The sequence below is a fragment of the Streptomyces polyrhachis genome, assembly GCF_042663125.1.
GTDB classification, from domain to species: domain Bacteria; phylum Actinomycetota; class Actinomycetes; order Streptomycetales; family Streptomycetaceae; genus Streptomyces; species Streptomyces polyrhachii.
In genome coordinates, this window is the sequence record NZ_JBHSZO010000012.1 from 65,928 (window position 1) to 82,320 (window position 16,393).

The following is a 16,393-nucleotide window of genomic DNA, read 5'->3' on the forward strand; positions in this document are numbered from 1 at the left end:
ATGCCCAGTGGGGCGGCGAACTATTGCACACCCTGTGGACCCGCGAGACGCTTCGACCATGACTGAGACCCTGGACAACGCGCCCCTCACCCCCCGGCAGGACGACCCCTTCCCGGTGAAGGGCATGGACGCCGTGGTGTTCGCCGTCGGCAACGCCAAGCAGGCCGCCCACTACTACTCCTCGGCCTTCGGCATGAAGCTCGTCGCCTACTGCGGGCCGGAGAACGGCAACCGCGAGACCGCCTCCTACGTGCTCACCAACGGCGGCGCCCGCTTCGTCCTGACCTCCGTCATCAAGGCCGCCACCGACGAGGGCAAGCGCCTGGCGGAGCACGTCGCCCACCACGGCGACGGCGTGGTCGACCTGGCCATCGAGGTCCCCGACGCCCGCGCCGCCTACGCGCACGCCGTGGCCCTGGGCGCCACCGGCCTCGTGGAGCCGTACGAACTGGCGGACGAGCACGGCACGGTCGTCCTGGCCGCCATCGCCACCTACGGCGACACCCGCCACACCCTGGTCGAGCGCAAGGACTACGACGGCGTCTACCTGCCGGGCTTCACCGCCGCCGAGCCGATCGTCGCGCCGCCCGCCAAGCGCACCTTCCAGGCGGTCGACCACTGCGTCGGCAACGTCGAACTCGGCATGATGAACGAGTGGGTGGCCTTCTACAACAAGGTCATGGGCTTCACCAACATGAAGGAGTTCGTGGGCGACGACATCGCCACCGAGTACTCCGCGCTCATGTCCAAGGTCGTCGCCGACGGCAAGCGCAAGGTCAAGTTCCCGATCAACGAGCCGGCGATCGCGAAGAAGAAGTCGCAGATCGACGAGTACCTGGAGTTCTACGGCGGCCCCGGCGTCCAGCACATCGCGCTGGCCACCAACGACATCGTCTCGACCGTACGCACCATGCGCGCGGCCGGCGTGGAGTTCCTGGACGTGCCCGACACGTACTACGACACCCTCGGCGAGTGGGTCGGCGACACCCGCGTACCCCTCGACGAGCTGCGCGAGCTGAAGATCCTCGCCGACCGCGACGAGGACGGCTACCTGCTGCAGATCTTCACCAAGCCGGTGCAGGACCGCCCGACCGTCTTCTTCGAGATGATCGAGCGCCACGGCTCGCTGGGCTTCGGCAAGGGCAACTTCAAGGCCCTCTTCGAGGCCATCGAGCGCGAGCAGGAGCGCCGCGGCAACCTCTGACCGCCGCACACCACCCGCGTACTGCTCCGGATGGGGCAGCCCGCGTCGCCGCGACCGGCCCCGCCTCGCCACACTGGGAGGCAGCAGGGGCCGGTCGCCGGGACCGCCCCGCCGCCGGAAGGTCGGGTGCGCCCGTGAAGGTCCAGGTCTGGAGCGACGTCAACTGCCCCTGGTGCTACGTGGGCAAGGCCCGCTTCCAGGAGGGGCTGAAGGAGTTCGGCCACGGGGACGGTGTCGAGGTGGAGTTCAGGTCCTTCGAGCTGGACCCGGACGCGCCCAAGGAGCCCCGGGACGTCCTGCCGCTGCTGGCGAAGAAGTACGACCTCACCCCCGAGCAGGCCCTCGCGGCGGAGCAGCGCGTCGCCGACGCCGCCCACGAGTCGGAGCTGCCGTACGTGGTCGAGGGCCGCGACTCGGCGAACTCCTTCGACATCCACCGGCTGCTGCACTACGCCAAGACCCGCGGCAAGGGCGACGAGCTCCTCGACCTGGTGCTGCGCGCCAACTTCGCCGGCGAGGAGTCCGTCTTCGCCCCCGAGACCCTGATCAGCCTGGGCGCGGAGGCGGGGCTCCCCGCGGCCGAGGTGGCGGCCGTGCTGGCCGACCCCGCCGCCTACGCGGCCGAGGTGCGCGGCGACGAGCAGGAGGCGCAGGCCCTGGGCATCACGGGGGTGCCGTTCTTCGTCTTCGACGGACGCCTGGGCGTCTCGGGCGCCCAGCCGCCGGAGGTCTTCCGCCAGGCACTGGAGCAGGCGTGGGAGTCGCGCACCCCCCAGGTCCAGCTGCTGACCGACGACACCCCGGGCGAGACCTGCGGCCCCGACGGATGCTGCCAGGCAGGGTCCGACCCGGTGTAGGGGCGGCGTGGTACGGGGCGCGGACACCGGCCGGTGTCCGCGCCCTTTCCCGTCAGCCCTGCGAAGCAGGCAGGAGGATCGCCGACTGGGGGCGGATCGGCAGGCGGTTGACCGGGCGGCCGGTCGCCGCGCGGACCGCCGCCGCGACCGCCGCCGGGGAGGTCACCACCGGCACCGCGCCCGCCGCCTTCGCGCCGAAGGGCGCCACCACGTCGCGCTCCTCGACCAGCTTCACGATCCGCACCGCCGGGGCGTCCAGCGCGGTGGGCAGCGTGTAGCCGGTCAGGTCGGGGTGGCGGACGATGCCGTCGACCGTGCGGAGGTTCTCCATCAGCGCCGCGCCCACGCCCTGCGTGACGCCGGCCTCGATACGGACCGCCAGCTGGGCCGGGTTGAGGACCTTGCCGACGTCCTGGGCGACGGCCATCTCCACCACCCGGATCGTGCCCAGCTCCACGTCCACGTCGACCACCGCGCGGATCGCGCAGAACGCCAGGCCGACGAAGGCGTCGCCCTGGCCGGCCTCGTCCAGCGGCTCGGTCGGGTGCGGGCGGCACTGCGCGGTGGCCCACAGCTCCTTGCCGCCGAGGGCCTCGGCGACCGTGGTGGAGAGCACCCCGTCGTAGGAGGTGATCTTGCCGTCGGCGAGGGAGAGCAGCTCGGTGCTCATCCCGAACTTCTGCGCCAGGGGCTGCAGCAGCTGGGTACGGACCATCTTGGCCGCCCGCTCCACCGCCCCCGCCGAGACCCAGGTGTGCCGGCCGCGCGCCGCCGGTCCGGCCGGGGGCTGGTCGGTGTCGACGGAGGCCACGTGCACCTCGTCGATGCCCAGCACCTCCTGCACGACCTGCCGGGCGAGCGTGGCGAATCCCTGGCCGGTGTCGACGGCCGCGCACATCACGGTGGCGGTGGTGGCGGTGGTGGGACCGGCGCCGTCCACCCGCACCGTCGCGGTGGAGACCTCGTCGGCGCCCTCCGCGCCCAGCATGTGCACCATGCCCAGCGCGTAGCCCACCCCGCGCCGCACCGCGCCGGGCTCGCCCGCGCCCTCGGGGCCGCCGGGCAGCAGCCACTCCTCCTGCGGGAGGTCCTTGGGCAGCGGCGGCAGCGGGGCCCCGCGCACCGCGGTGAGCAGCTCGGCGACCGGCGCCGGGCAGGTGACGGTCTGGCCGGTGGGCAGCAGGTCGCCGGTCGCCATCGCGTTGCGCAGCCGCAGCTCGGCCGGGTCCATCCCCAGCTTCGCGGCCAGCTTGTCCATCTGCCCCTCGTAGGCGGCGCAGACCTGCAGCGCGCCCTCGCCGCGCATGTGCCCCGACGGCGGGTTGTTCGTCCGCACCGCCCAGCCCTCGACGAAGGCGTGCGGCACGACGTACGGACCGCAGGCGAAGGCGACGGCGGCGGCCAGGACCTCGGCGGAGGAGTCGGCGTAGGCGCCGGCGTCCAGCAGGATCTGCGCCTCGACCTTCACCAACGTGCCCGCGGCGTCGGCGTGGTGGCGGTAGCGCAGCAGCGTGGGGTGGCGGTGGGCGTGGCCGAGGAAGGAGTCCTCGCGGGTGGCCGTCAGCTTCACCGGGGTGCCGGTGCGCAGCGCGAGCAGGCCGAGCGGCAGCTGCATGCCGGGGTCGTCGCGGTCGGCCGTGGCGCCGGGGACGCCCGTGACGACGACCTTGACCTGCTCGGGGGCGAGCCCGAAGCAGGCGGCGGCCAGATCGCGGTCGGCGTGCGGGTCGGTGGAGGCGGCGTACAGCTCCACGCCGCCGTCGGGGCGGGGCACGGCGAGGCCGGCCTCGGCGCCGATGGGGGCGGGGTCCTGGCGGCCGATGCGGTACAGGCCCTCGACCACGACCTCGCCGCTCGCCTCCGGGTCGCCGAAGCGCAGCGGGATGTGGCGGATGAGGTTGCCGTCGGGGTGCAGCGGCTCGGCCTCGAAGGCGGCCTGCGGGTCGGTGACCGGCTCCAGCAGCTCGTACTCGACCATGATCGCGGCGGCGGCGAGGCGGGCGGCGTCCGGATGGTCGGCGGCGACGGCGGCGATCGGCTCGCCGTGGTGGCGTACGACGTCGCGGGCGAAGACCGGGCGGTCGGCCACCCGGCGGCCGTGCAGCGCCTCGGCGGGGACGTCGGCGTGCGTGACGACGGCCCGTACCCCCGGCATCTCCTCGGCCAGGGAGGTGTCGATGGAGACGATCCGGGCGTGCGCGTGCGGCGAGCGGTGGATCGCCGCCCAGAGCAGCCCCTCCGCCCACAGGTCGGCGGCGTAGGGGAAGGTGCCCTCGGTCTTGGCGCGGACATCCAGCGCGGGGACCGAGGCGCCGATGCCGCGCGGGGCGCCGCCCTCGACGGGCGTGCCGTGCGGCGGGGTCGCGGTGGTGGTGGGCTCCGTCACGCGCTCGGGCCTTCCTGCTCACCGGGGCGGCGCGGCGGCGGCATCGGCGGGTCGCCCGGACCCGCCGAGGCCGCCACCGGGCCGGCTCCGAACTCGGGGGCCGACTCCTGGCGGACGGGCCCGGCCTGCTGCGGGATGTGCGCCTCGGATCCGGCGTCCTGCTCGGGGGAGCGGCGCTGGGCGATGACCTCCTGGACGGCCGTCAGGACGCCCTGGTAGCCGGTGCAGCGGCAGAGGTTCCCGCAGAGCGCCTGGCGGGTCTCGCGGTCGCTGGGGGTGTGGTTGCCCTCCAGCAGGTCGTGCACGGTCATCGACAGGCCGGGGATGCAGAAGCCGCACTGCACGGCGCCGGAGGCGGCCAGCGCGCGCTGCACGTCGGAGGGCAGGCCGTCCCGGGCCAGTCCCTCGCTGGTACGGATCTCCGAGCCGGCCGCGGTGGCGGCGGGGACCAGGCAGGAGGCGACCAGGCGGCCGTCGACCTTGACGCTGCAGGCCCCGCACTCGCCCTGGGCGCAGCCGTCCTTGGCGCCGGCGAGGCCGAGGCGCTCGCGCAGCACGTACAGGAGGGATTCGCCGATCCAGGCGTCGGTGACGGGGCGGTCGGCCTCGTTGACGCGCAGGACGTAGGAGACGCGGGGGTGCTCGTCGGGGAGGTCCGGAAGGTCCTGGAGGCCGGCGGGGTCGGCGGTGCCGGGGCCGTCGGGCCGCTCGTCCGCCGCCCCGCCGTCCTCCTCCCGTACGGGCTCCGCGGCCTCGGCGGCGACGGGGGCGGCGGTGTCCTCGGCGAAGGCGTGCGCGACCTCGCCGGGGTTGATCGCGTACTCACCGGACTCGTCCTCGGCCGGGGCGACCGGGGAGGGCCAGTGGTGCCCGCTCGTGCCCTCGCCGGAGACGGTCCAGTCGCCGGGGGCCCGGCCGTCACCGAACGGGGCGCCCTCGGGCAGGAGTTGGTACTCGCCGGTCTGCGCACCGGCGGGCGCCGGGCCCCCCGCGGCCGAGGCGCTCAGGCCGCGGCGCATCGCCGCGCCCTCGGAGGTGGGGCGGGCCGCGTCGGCGGCGGTGTCCCCGCCGGCGACCTGCGTCCAGGCGCTGATCTGGCCCTGGGTGCGCGAGGCCTCGCCGTCGGCGGGGTGCTTGGCCTCGCCGGTGGTGAGGGTCCAGGTGCCGGTCTCCCCCGTGTGCACGGCGTCGGGCGGCGAGCTGAAGTCCGGTACGCGGAAGGAGGTGGTCTCCGCCGGGTCGGTGGAGGCCGCCGCTATCGGCGGCGGGACGAAGCCGTGGCCGGGGGCGGCCAGGGGGTGCGCGCCGGGGGCCTGGGGGGCGTCCTCGTCCTGGGCGAAGTGGGCGTCCCAGCCGCCGGACGGCATCTGGACGAAACCGGTGGCCTCGGGGTCGAAGTCACCGGAGGGCGGCAGCGGCTGCCAGCCCTCGTTCTGCGGGCTCATGAGAGCGCCCTTCCGAGTGCGCGGCGGGCCAGGACCGACACCGTGCGCCGCAGGTGCAGCGCACCCGACGACAGGGCGGGGGCGGCGTCCCCCGGCGTCCCCGCCGCGTCCGTGGCGGAGGTGGCGGGAGGGTCGGGGATGCAGGCGGCGGCGACGTAGTCGCCGAAGGCGGCCAGCGCCTCGGGCGCCAGGGTGCGCTCGCCGTCCCAGTCGATCAGCGAGGCCACCCACGCCTCGACCTCCAGCGGCCGCATCGGCGCCGGTCCCACCGCGCCCACGGCACAGCGCACCCCGCGGCGGGCGGGGTCGAGCACCAGGGCGACGGAGGCGGTCGCACGGCCGGGGCCGGTGCGTCCGGTGGCCTTGAGGAAGACCTGGGGGGCGTGCAGCAGGGGGGCCCGTACGAAGCCGATCAGCTCGCCGGCGCGCAACCGGTCCAGGCCGCCCAGCAGATGCGAGGCGGGCACCTCGCGCAGCGCGCCCTGCGGGCCGGCGATGACCACGGTCGCCTCCAGGGCGACCAGCACCGGCAGCGCGTCGCCCGTACGGTCCGCGGTGCCGATGTTGCCGCCGAGGGTGCCGGCGTTGCGGATCTGCGGGGTGCCGGCGGCGCGGGCCGCGGCGGCGAGGGCGGGGATGAGGGCGGCGAAGTCGGGGCGGCCCATGCGGGCGTGGGTGAGGCCGGCGCCGAGGAGGGCGTGGCCGTCCTGGTAGTGCCAGCCGCGGATCTCGTTGATCCGGCCGAGGCCGACGAGAGCGGAGGGGCGCAGCTGGCCGGCGTTGATGGCGGCCATCAGGTCCGTGCCGCCGGCGACCGGGATGGCGGCGGGCGTACTGAGCAGAGCCGCCACGGCCTCGTCGATCGAGTCCGGCAACAGCACCGTCTGCCTCTGCCCCGCGGTCTGCGGTGCGTGAGCGGTCAACTCGGCAGCCCCTTCTGCAAGTCCCCGAATGCTCTTGTTGCCCGACGTGTTGCCCGACGTGCCGTCCGACGCGCCCCCGACGAGCTGTCCGCGAGCCTGCTCCGGAACACTCCCCCGACCGGGCGGCGGGCTGGACTGGGCCTACTGTCGCACACTCTCCGGAAGCCCTTCACACGTCACGAGAACACCGCGGCGGACGTCCGGCGCGGACGGCCCGGCAGCCGAAACGTCCGGGTGGTCCGAGGAAGACCGAGCGTACCTCTGCTCCCGATCCTGCTGCTATGCCCGGGATCAGTGAGAAACGCCGAGTGGCGATTGTCACTTCCGACCACTCCCGACCCAGAACGGTCCGGACCCGTCCCGGAAAAGGACAGCCGGTCGCATCGGTCCGATGCGACCGCCAGGCTGCCAGCACTTCGGACGCCGCGGGGGTCGTGTGCCCGCGCATCACACGATCGGGAGAGCACTTCGATCGGGCGTCCGAGACTTCGGGGCCCGGGGCGCAGAACAGGCCCCGGGCCGCCGGAGCTACTTCTTGCCGTCCTTGCCGTCCTTGCCCTTGCCGCCGCCGGCGCCCATGGACTCGTAGATCTCCTTGCACATGGGGCAGACCGGGTACTTCTTCGGGTCGCGGCTGGGGACCCAGACCTTGCCGCAGAGCGCCACGACGGGCGTGCCGTCCAGCGCGCTGCCCATGATCTTGTCCTTCTGGACATAGTGGGCGAACCGCTCGTGGTCGCCGTCGCCGTGGGAGACCTGCGGTACCGGCTCGACGAGGGTGCCGGTGCCCGTGCCGCGCTCGGGCTCGGAGAGTGGGGTGCTCATGTCGGCCAGGGTACCGCCGGGCAGGCCGGGGCGGACCGTGCGGGCCGCGGCGGACGGCCGCGGACGCCTGCGGGGCACTCAGTTGAGGCCGGCGTCGTCCGGGTACGTGGCGAACATGGCCAGCTCCCCGCGCTGGCGGCGCAGCACCTCGCGCCACAGGCCCTCGGGCGCCGGGGAGGAGACGTCGCCGGGCTCGGACTCCACCACGTACCAGGCGCCCTCGGCCAGCTCCTCCTCCAGCTGGCCGGGCGCCCAGCCCGCGTAGCCGGCGAAGATGCGCAGGGTGCCCAGCTCGGCGGCGAGCAGCTCCGGCGGGGCGTCGAGGTCCACCAGGCCGATCGCGCCGTGGATACGCCGCCAGCCCAGCACCGCCGACTCCTCGGCACCGCCGGCCCTGTCAGTACCGCCGGCCCTGTCGGCACCACCCGGGACCACCGCGACCCCCAGCGCCGCGTCCAGCGAGACCGGGCCGCCCTGGAAGACGACGTCCGGGCTGCCGGTCAGCCGCGCCCAGGGCTCCAGTACGTCGGCGACCCCGACCGGCGTGGGGCGGTTCAGCACGACGCCGAGCGCGCCGTCGCCGTCGTGGTCCAGCAGCAGCACGACCGCCCGCGCGAAGTTCGGGTCGGCCAGGGAGGGGGAGGCCACCAGCAGCCGGCCTGTGAGCGATGACACCTCCGTCATGACCCCATGATCCCGCAGATCGGGGCGCGGGGGGAGTCAACCGCCGTACGGATACGGCAAAGGACTCCCGCCAGAGCGGAAGGAGACGTTCCGGCGGGTACGGGCCGCAGGTGCGTACCACGGCCGGAATCGCTCACCCAGTGCGACGGGGCCGTCAACACAGGGTTCTGTAGCGAATTCATGACCGACCCGTAGCGCCCCGGGCCCTACGGAAGGGGGTGCGGGACGGATTAGCATTTCCCACTGTCCCCCCGCCCGTCCACCTGTGATCGCGAGTCTCAATGACTTCAGTCCCCGACGACGTACTGATTGTCCACGGCGGCACTCCGCTGGAGGGCGAGATCCACGTCCGCGGCGCGAAGAACCTCGTGCCCAAGGCGATGGTCGCCGCGCTGCTCGGCAGCGGCCCGAGCCGGCTGCGCAACGTGCCGGACATCCGCGACGTGCGTGTCGTACGCGGTCTGCTGCAGCTGCACGGGGTGACCGTCCGCCCCGGAGTGGAGCCGGGCGAGCTGGTGCTCGACCCCTCGCACGTCGAGAGCGCCAACGTCGCGGACATCGACGCGCACGCCGGCTCCTCGCGGATCCCGATCCTCTTCTGCGGCCCGCTGCTGCACCGCCTCGGCCACGCCTTCATCCCCGGCCTGGGCGGCTGCGACATCGGCGGCCGGCCGATCGACTTCCACTTCGACGTGCTGCGCCAGTTCGGCGCGACGATCGAGAAGCGCGACGACGGCCAGTACCTGGAGGCCCCGCAGCGGCTGCGCGGCACGAAGATCGCGCTGCCGTACCCCTCCGTGGGCGCGACCGAGCAGGTGCTGCTCACCGCGGTGCTCGCCGAGGGCGTCACCGAGCTGTCCAACGCGGCCGTGGAGCCGGAGATCGAGGACCTCATCTGCGTGCTGCAGAAGATGGGCGCGATCATCGCGATGGACACCGACCGGACCATCCGGATCACCGGTGTCGACAGCCTGGGCGGCTACAACCACAAGGCCCTCCCGGACCGCCTGGAGGCGGCGTCCTGGGCCTCGGCGGCGCTGGCGACCGGCGGCGACGTGTACGTGCGCGGGGCGCAGCAGCGCTCGATGATGACCTTCCTCAACACCTACCGCAAGGTCGGCGGCGCCTTCGAGATCGACGACGAGGGCATCCGCTTCTGGCACCCGGGCGGCCCGCTGAACGCCATCGCGCTGGAGACGGACGTCCACCCGGGCTTCCAGACGGACTGGCAGCAGCCCCTGGTCGTGGCGCTGACGCAGGCCGCGGGCCTGTCGATCGTGCACGAGACGGTCTACGAGTCGCGGCTGGGCTTCACCTCCGCGCTCAACCAGATGGGCGCGCACATCCAGCTCTACAGCGAGTGCCTGGGCGGTACGCCCTGCCGCTTCGGCCAGCGCAACTTCCTGCACTCGGCGGTCGTCTCCGGCCCGACCAAGCTGCAGGGCGCCGACCTGGTCATCCCGGACCTGCGCGGCGGCTTCTCGTACCTGATCGCGGCGCTGGCCGCGCAGGGCACCTCGCGGGTGCACGGCATCGAGCTGATCAACCGCGGCTACGAGAACTTCATGGCGAAGCTGGCGGACCTGGGCGCGAACGTGGCGCTGCCCTCGGCCGGGTAGCGGCCGCGGGGACCGTACGCGAAGGACCCGCCTCCCCCGTCCGCGGACGGGGGAGGCGGGTCCTTCTGCCTGGCGCCTTACTTGCCCTTGGCGGCTTCCTTGAGCTTGGAGCCCGCGGAGACCTTCACGCTGAAGCCGGCCGGAATGTCGATCGGCTCACCGGTCTGCGGGTTGCGCGCGGTGCGAGCGGCACGCGCGGTGCGCTCGATGGTGAGGAAACCGGGGACGGTGATCTTCTCGTCACCCTTGGCGACGACCTCCCCGGCAACCTCGGCGAGGGCGGCCAGAACGGCGTCGGCGTCCTTGCGGCTCACCTCGGCACGCTCGGAAAGGGCGGCCACCAGCTCACTGCGGTTCATATCTAACTCCCGTGTTCATCTTGCCTATGCGCCGTGCCATGCGGCAGCGCCGTGTCGGGCACGGCGACACCGATGCTGCCAGGGCCCTCTGACAGCCCCCGGACCGGGGCGGGCTTTTCGGCCGTTTCCGGCCATCGGCAGAAGCATCCTGCACCCACCTGCGGCAGGAAAGCCAATCCGGCGGCCCTCGTCTGTCCGACCGAGTCACCCTATGGCGCCCTCTCGGGCCCCGGAGCGGGCGACGCGCCGGGACGAATCATCCCCGGGCCCTTGGGGCGTACGGACCCCGGGGCCCCGGTGCGCCCTTGGACCGACCGGCGCCTGGCGACCGACCACAACGCGGCAGACGCGCCTGCCGGACCCCGCGACGCCGCCCCCGCATGTGCCGGTCGGTCTTAGTCCGGGATCGTCGGCTGCTCGGTGACGCCCGCCGCCTTCGCGGCCTCGCGGACCGCGCCGGCCACGGCGGGGGCGACGCGGTCGTTGAAGACGCTCGGGATGATGTAGTTCGCGTTCAGCTCGTCGTCCGCCACCACGTCGGCGATGGCGCGGGCGGCGGCCAGCATCATGTCGGAGTTGACGGTCCGCGAGTGGGCGTCCAGCAGGCCGCGGAAGACGCCGGGGAAGACCAGCACGTTGTTGATCTGGTTGGGGAAGTCGCTGCGGCCCGTGGCCACCACGGCGGCCGTGCGGCGGGCCTCTGAGGGGTCGACCTCCGGGTCCGGGTTGGCGAGTGCGAACACGATCGCGCCCTCGGCCATCGCGGCCACGTCCTCACCACCGAGCAGGTCGGGGGCGGAGACGCCGATGAAGACGTCCGCGCCGCGCACCGCGTCCTTCAGGGTGCCGGTGACGCCGTCGGGGTTGGTGTTCTCGGCGATCCAGCGCAGTGCGGAGGACTCGTCGGCGTCCACCAGGTCCGCGCGCCCGGCGTGCACCACACCGTGGATGTCGGCCACGACGGCGTGCTTGACCCCCGCATCGAGCAGCAGTTTCAGGATCGCGGTGCCCGCCGCGCCGGCGCCGGACATCACCACCCGCACCTCGCCGATCCCCTTGCCGACGACCCGCAGCGCGTTGGTCAGCGCGGCCAGCACCACGATCGCGGTGCCGTGCTGGTCGTCGTGGAAGACGGGGATGTCCAGGGCCTCGCGCAGCCGTGCCTCGATCTCGAAGCAGCGCGGGGCGGAGATGTCCTCCAGGTTGATCCCGGCGAAGCCCGGGGCGATCGCCTTCACGATGGCAACGATCTCGTCGGTGTCCTGGGTGTCCAGGCACAGCGGCCAGGCGTCGATGCCGGCGAAGCGCTTGAAGAGGGCCGCCTTGCCCTCCATCACGGGCAGCGCGGCCTTGGGGCCGATGTTGCCCAGGCCCAGCACCGCGGAGCCGTCGGTGACCACCGCGACGCTGTTGCGCTTGATGGTCAGGCGGCGGGCGTCCTCGGGGTTCTCCGCGATCTGCAGGCAGACCCGGGCGACGCCGGGGGTGTAGATCATGGAGAGGTCGTCGCGGTTGCGGATGGGGTGCTTGGACTGCATCTCGATCTTGCCGCCGAGGTGCATCAGGAAGGTCCGGTCGGAGACCTTGCCGACCTGCACGCCCTCGATGCCGCGGAGCTTCTCCACGATCTGCTGGGCATGGTCGGTGCTGGTGGCGGCGATGGTGACGTCGATGCGGAGCTTCTCGTGCCCGGAGGCGGTGACGTCGAGGCCCGTGACATGGCCGCCGGAGGACTCCACGGCCGAGGTGAGCTGGCTCACCGCCGTCCCGCCGGCCGGGACCTCCAGTCGGACCGTGATCGAGTACGAGACGCTCGGCGCGGTTGCCATGCGGTGATACCTCTTCGCTTCTGTCTGCTTCTGCTCCGCGGCGGCTGCGGAAAGCCGCGGCGGCTTTCGTTCGTATGTCTGCCGATCGTCGCACCTACTGGCCGGTACGCGGTAACGGGTCCGGTTCGCACGTCGGCGCCGGGAGCCCGCAGGGCGTCGTACGCAGGGGGAACGCGGACCGGGGCAAGGGACCTCTGGGACTGGAATGGCCTTTCGGGGCAGCTTTGTTAGGCTGGTGGTGACACCGGCTCGATCCATGCCCCCGGGCCCAACCTTTGCCGCTGCGAGCGGCCTTTTGCCGCGAGGCGAGCTGGCGGGTCGGTGTCATCGACTTCACGGCGAAGGGCGCCTCTCCCCCGGGGAGAGGCGCCCTTCGCCGTGGGTGGGGTCCTCCCGCGGCCCTACGTCCGCAGGAGGTGGGGGACGCCCTGCTCGTCGGGGGCGTCGAGGGCGGGGTCGCAGACCACCGTGAGGCGCTGGGTGGCGCGGGTCAGGGCCACGTACAGCACCCGCAGGCCGGTCGGGGTGCCCTCGGTCGGCTTCCCGGCGGCGCCCTCACCGCCGGCGATCCGCGCCGGGGAGACGACGAGCGTGGCGTCGTACTCCAGGCCCTTGGCCTCCAGGCTGCCCAGCGCCACCACCCGCTCGCCCAGACCCGCCAGCCAGCCGGCGGCCTCCGCGCGGCGGTCCATGGCCACGATCACGCCGACCGTGCCGTCGACCTCCGCGAGCAGCCGCTCGGCCTCGGCCCGCACCGTCGCGCCCAGCGCGCCCGGGGCGTCCGGGGCGGTGGTGAAGCGCGGCTCCAGGCCCGTGGAGCGCACCGCCCGCGGGGGGACCTTGCCGGGCATGGCGCGGGCCAGGACGCGGTCGGCGATCTCGGCGACCTCCGCCGGGTTGCGGTAGTTCACCGTCAGCTCGAAGCGGCGGCGCGGGCGGCTGCCCAGGGCCTCGCGGCGCGCCTCGGCGGCCTCCTCGGGCTCCGGCCAGGAGGACTGGGCGGCGTCGCCGACGACCGTCCAGGTGGCGTGGCGGCCCCGGCGGCCGATCATCCGCCACTGCATCGGGGTGAGGTCCTGCGCCTCGTCCACGATCACGTGCGCGTACTCGCGGCGCTCCTCCGCCAGCCGCTCGGCGCGCTCCCGGCGGATCTCGGCGGCGTGGCCGGGCATCAGCTCCTCCAGGCCGGTGAGCTGGTCGAGCGGGTCGGCCTCGCGGGGCTTCCTCGGGAGGGCGGGGACGCCCAGGACCGCCTGCAGCTCGTCCAGGAGGGCGATGTCGTGCACGGAGTACGCGGGCTGCGCCGCCTCCTGGCCGCCCCGTACCAGCGCGGCCAGGGAGCGGTGCAGCAGGCGCACCTCCTCCGGGCGCAGGACGCGCCGCGCCCAGCGGTGCAGGGAGCGCTCGTCGGCCATCGCGGCCAGCACGCCGGCGGGGGTCAGCTCGGGCCACCAGGCGTCGAGGAAGGCGGTGAAGGCGTCCTCGTCGGACACGTCCTCGTCGAAGGCGCGGCGGGCCTCGGCTGCCAGCTCGGGGTCGAGGTGGCGGCGCGGGCCGCCGGACCTGGTCCACAGGGCGTCCAGCAGCAGGCGGCGGGCGCGCGGGCGCAGCAGGTTGAGGGGGGCGGTGCCGCCCAGGGCGGACTGCTTGACGCGGCGCAGGTCGCCCTCGTCCAGCTCCACGCGGGCGCCGAAGGCGACGACGCGCAGGCCGCCGCCGGGGGTGGCCGCCCGGGCGGGGCGGGCCTGCTCGATCGCGCCGCGCGCGGCCCGGCGCAGCACCGTCGTCATCCGGCCCGAGCCCTTGACCCGGGCGGTGGCGGGCTCGTCGTAGCCGGTGGCCGTGACGTGCGGGACGCCGTCGTACAGCGAGCCGATGGCGCGGATCGCGACCTGGCCCTCCTCGCCGAGCGAGGGCAGCACGCCCTCGGTGTAGGCGACGAGCAGCGGGGTGGGGCTGACGATGAGGATGCCGCCGGCGTAGCGCCTGCGGTCCTGGTAGAGCAGGTACGCGGCGCGGTGCAGGGCGACGGCGGTCTTGCCGGTGCCGGGGCCGCCCTCGACCTCGGTGACGGAGGCGGCGGGGGCGCGGATGACCAGGTCCTGCTCGGCCTGGATGGAGGAGACGATGTCGCGCATCGAGTGGGTGCGGGCCTGGCCCAGCGCCGCCATCAGCGCGCCGTCGCCGATCACCGGCAGCTCGGCGCCGTCCAGGGTGGCGCGCAGCTCGGGGCGCAGCAGGTCGTCCTCGACGCCGAGCACCCGGCGGCCCTTGGAGCGGATCACCCGGCGGCGCACCACGCGGCCGGGGGCCAGCGGGGTGGAGCGGTAGAAGGGCGCGGCGGCGGGCGCGCGCCAGTCGATGACCAGCGGCGAGTACTCGGCGTCCAGCACGCCCAGGCGGCCGATGTGCAGGGTCTCGGAGATCTCCGCACGGCCGTCGGCCACCGCGTCGTCGGCTGGCTCGACGGAGGTCATGGCGCCGTCCGCGCCGCGGACGCCGTCCTTGCCGCGCAGCAGGTCGATGCGGCCGAAGAGGAAGTCCTCGAACTCGCTGTTGAGCCGATTGAGGTGGACGCCGGCGCGGAAGACCTGCGCGTCGCGCTCGGCGAGGGCGCCGGGCGTGCCGACGTGGCCGCGTTTGGCGGCGTCGTCCATGAGGAACTCCGCCTCGTGGATCTTCTCCTCCAGGCGGTCGTAGACCCGGTCCAGGTGGTCCTGTTCCGAGGTGATCTCACGGTCGCGCGCCGACTCGGCTGCACCGTTCGACGCTCTGACACCCTGCGCGGCCAACGCGTCCCCCTTCGTACGGATTGGGCAGCCGTCCACCGTACGCGATCCGCACCGGGGGAGCCAGCGGGGGGAGGGGGTTTCAGCGCGTGTCAACGGGGTGGCATCGGGACGGAGACCAGCACTTTTCCCTCGGGCGTACGCACCAGGAAGCGCGCGATGCGCTCCGGCGCCAGGCCCGCGCCGCCCTGGACGTAGAGGGCGGCGGCGTCCTGGGAGCCGGGGCGCGGGCCGGGGCGGGCGCCGGGTTCGGTGCCGGGTCCGGTGCCGTAGCCGCCCGCCGGGACGCTCCAGGTCGCCAGCGTCTCCTCGCGGCCGTCGCGGCCGACGGCGATCAGGGCGCAGGTGCGCGGTCCGGTGACGTGGCGCAGTTCCAGCACCGCGCTGGTGCCCCAGGGCCCGGCGGCGGTGGCGACGGTGGCGGTGACGCCGGTGGCGGGGTCGGTGGCGGTGGCCCTGGGCAGGCCGCCGTGCTCGAAGAGCAGGCGGGCGGAGTCGGTAGCGGTGGAGGGCGTGGGGGGCGTGGGGGCCGCGGTGGCGGTGGTGCGGGCCCGGGGCGGTCCGGTACGGGCCTCGCCGCCGCCGAGTAGCAGCCCCGTCGCGAGCGGGCCGCCCACGACGAGCACCCCGGCCGCGCACACCAGCGCCAGCCCCCGGCGGCGCGCGGTGCGCCGCCGCGCCCCATCGGCGTCCAGCGCCCGCCGCAGCACCGCCGGCGGGGCGGGCTCGAACTCGGGTGCGCCCGGCCCCAGTTCGGCCAGCACCCCGGCGGTGCCCAGCAGGGACTCCAGCTCCGCCGCGCAGGGCGCGCAGCCGGCGAGGTGCGCCTCGTAGCGGTCGGCCTCCTCGCCGGTGAGGAGGCCGAGGGCGTAGGCGCCGACGTCGGTGTGCGCGGGCCCGTCGTGCCCGCTCATGCCTCCACCCCCCGTTCCTGCAGCGCGAGTCGCAGGGCGCGCAGGGCGTAGAAGACCCGCGAGCGGACCGTCCCCGGCGGTACGCGCAGCGCCTCGGCGGCCTCCTGCACGCTACGGTCTTTGACGTACGTCTCGATCAGCGCCTGGCGGTGCGCGGCGGTCAGGTCGCCGAGGGCGTCGGCGAGGGTCATCCGGCGCAGCACCCGGTCGATCTCGTCGGCGGCGGGCACGGCGGCCAGGGGGGCGGGGTCGACCTCCTGGGGACGCGAGGTGCGGCTGCGGTGGCCGTCGATGACGATCCGCCGGGCGACGGTGACGAGCCAGGGGCGCAGCGAGCCGGTGGCGCCGCGCAGGTGGTCTGCGTTCTTCCAGGCGCGCAGCAGGGTCTCCTGGACGACGTCCTCGGCGCGGTGGCGGTCGCCGGCGACGAGGCGCAGGGCGAAGGCGTGCAGGGGGGCGGCGTGCTCCTCGTAGAGGGCGCGCATCAGCTCCTCGTCCGGTAATCCGGGCAGGGAGTCGTACGGCCGTTCGTCCACGGAGGCATCCTGGCGCACGGCTC

12 protein-coding genes and 1 pseudogene are annotated in these 16,393 nt (G+C 74.3%); 3 read left to right on the forward strand and 10 right to left on the reverse strand.

All coding sequences use genetic code 11. The features are described from left to right. Nucleotides 1-58 precede the first annotated feature (58 nt). A complete protein-coding gene (gene hppD, locus ACFQLX_RS10085; RefSeq protein ID WP_386413878.1) occupies nt 59-1,204 on the forward strand; it encodes a 4-hydroxyphenylpyruvate dioxygenase in 1,146 nt (381 codons plus the stop codon). Between the two features lie 95 nt (nt 1,205-1,299). Then, nucleotides 1,300-2,061 (forward strand): annotated as a pseudogene (locus ACFQLX_RS10090) (DsbA family oxidoreductase); the annotation flags it as partial. 52 nt (nt 2,062-2,113) lie between these two features. On the opposite strand, the gene ACFQLX_RS10095 reads toward ACFQLX_RS10090, so the two are convergent. The 5 genes from ACFQLX_RS10095 to ACFQLX_RS10115 all read right to left on the reverse strand — a co-directional run bounded on the left by ACFQLX_RS10095 (nt 2,114) and on the right by ACFQLX_RS10115 (nt 8,324). Next, entirely contained in the window at nt 2,114-4,447 is a 2,334-nt protein-coding gene (locus ACFQLX_RS10095; protein WP_386413879.1) for a xanthine dehydrogenase family protein molybdopterin-binding subunit, read from the reverse strand. Further along, nucleotides 4,444-5,892, reverse strand: coding sequence for a (2Fe-2S)-binding protein (locus ACFQLX_RS10100; RefSeq protein ID WP_386413880.1), 1,449 nt, complete (start codon nt 5,890-5,892; stop codon nt 4,444-4,446). Before ACFQLX_RS10100 ends, ACFQLX_RS10095 begins: the two co-directional genes overlap by 4 nt. Beyond that, the gene (locus ACFQLX_RS10105; RefSeq protein ID WP_386413881.1) at nt 5,889-6,815 is read right to left on the reverse strand and encodes an FAD binding domain-containing protein; all 927 of its coding nucleotides are present in this window, start codon (nt 6,813-6,815) and stop codon (nt 5,889-5,891) included. Before ACFQLX_RS10105 ends, ACFQLX_RS10100 begins: the two co-directional genes overlap by 4 nt. A gap of 528 nt (nt 6,816-7,343) precedes the next feature. Further along, the gene (locus ACFQLX_RS10110; RefSeq protein ID WP_386413883.1) at nt 7,344-7,640 is read right to left on the reverse strand and encodes a DUF3039 domain-containing protein; all 297 of its coding nucleotides are present in this window, start codon (nt 7,638-7,640) and stop codon (nt 7,344-7,346) included. 78 nt (nt 7,641-7,718) lie between these two features. Next, the gene (locus ACFQLX_RS10115) at nt 7,719-8,324 is read right to left on the reverse strand and encodes a YqgE/AlgH family protein (RefSeq protein WP_386413884.1); all 606 of its coding nucleotides are present in this window, start codon (nt 8,322-8,324) and stop codon (nt 7,719-7,721) included. A gap of 281 nt (nt 8,325-8,605) precedes the next feature. Here ACFQLX_RS10115 and murA point away from each other — a divergent pair, with 281 nt between their 5' ends. Next, nucleotides 8,606-9,943 carry a UDP-N-acetylglucosamine 1-carboxyvinyltransferase gene (gene murA / locus ACFQLX_RS10120; RefSeq protein ID WP_386413885.1) on the forward strand — a complete coding sequence of 446 codons (1,338 nt, stop codon included), beginning with the start codon at nt 8,606-8,608 and terminating at the stop codon, nt 9,941-9,943. Between the two features lie 77 nt (nt 9,944-10,020). Here the strand turns inward: murA and ACFQLX_RS10125 are convergent, their stop codons facing one another. The 5 genes from ACFQLX_RS10125 to ACFQLX_RS10145 all read right to left on the reverse strand — a co-directional run bounded on the left by ACFQLX_RS10125 (nt 10,021) and on the right by ACFQLX_RS10145 (nt 16,388). Next, nucleotides 10,021-10,302 (reverse strand): HU family DNA-binding protein, encoded by a 282-nt coding sequence (locus tag ACFQLX_RS10125; RefSeq protein ID WP_386413886.1) that lies wholly within the window; start codon nt 10,300-10,302, stop codon nt 10,021-10,023. Between the two features lie 395 nt (nt 10,303-10,697). Further along, nucleotides 10,698-12,131, reverse strand: a complete 1,434-nt coding sequence (locus ACFQLX_RS10130) for an NAD-dependent malic enzyme (protein WP_386413887.1) — start codon at nt 12,129-12,131, stop codon at nt 10,698-10,700. A 401-nt stretch (nt 12,132-12,532) separates the two neighbouring features. Beyond that, nucleotides 12,533-14,923 carry a HelD family protein gene (locus tag ACFQLX_RS10135; protein ID WP_386413888.1) on the reverse strand — a complete coding sequence of 797 codons (2,391 nt, stop codon included), beginning with the start codon at nt 14,921-14,923 and terminating at the stop codon, nt 12,533-12,535. An 89-nt stretch (nt 14,924-15,012) separates the two neighbouring features. Next, on the reverse strand, nt 15,013-15,834 hold the full coding sequence (locus tag ACFQLX_RS10140; protein WP_386413890.1) for a zf-HC2 domain-containing protein: 822 nt from the start codon (nt 15,832-15,834) through the stop codon (nt 15,013-15,015). Beyond that, nucleotides 15,831-16,388: a sigma-70 family RNA polymerase sigma factor gene (locus ACFQLX_RS10145; RefSeq protein ID WP_386413891.1), complete on the reverse strand. Its 558-nt coding sequence runs from the start codon at nt 16,386-16,388 to the stop codon at nt 15,831-15,833. Before ACFQLX_RS10145 ends, ACFQLX_RS10140 begins: the two co-directional genes overlap by 4 nt. Nucleotides 16,389-16,393: the final 5 nt, after the last annotated feature.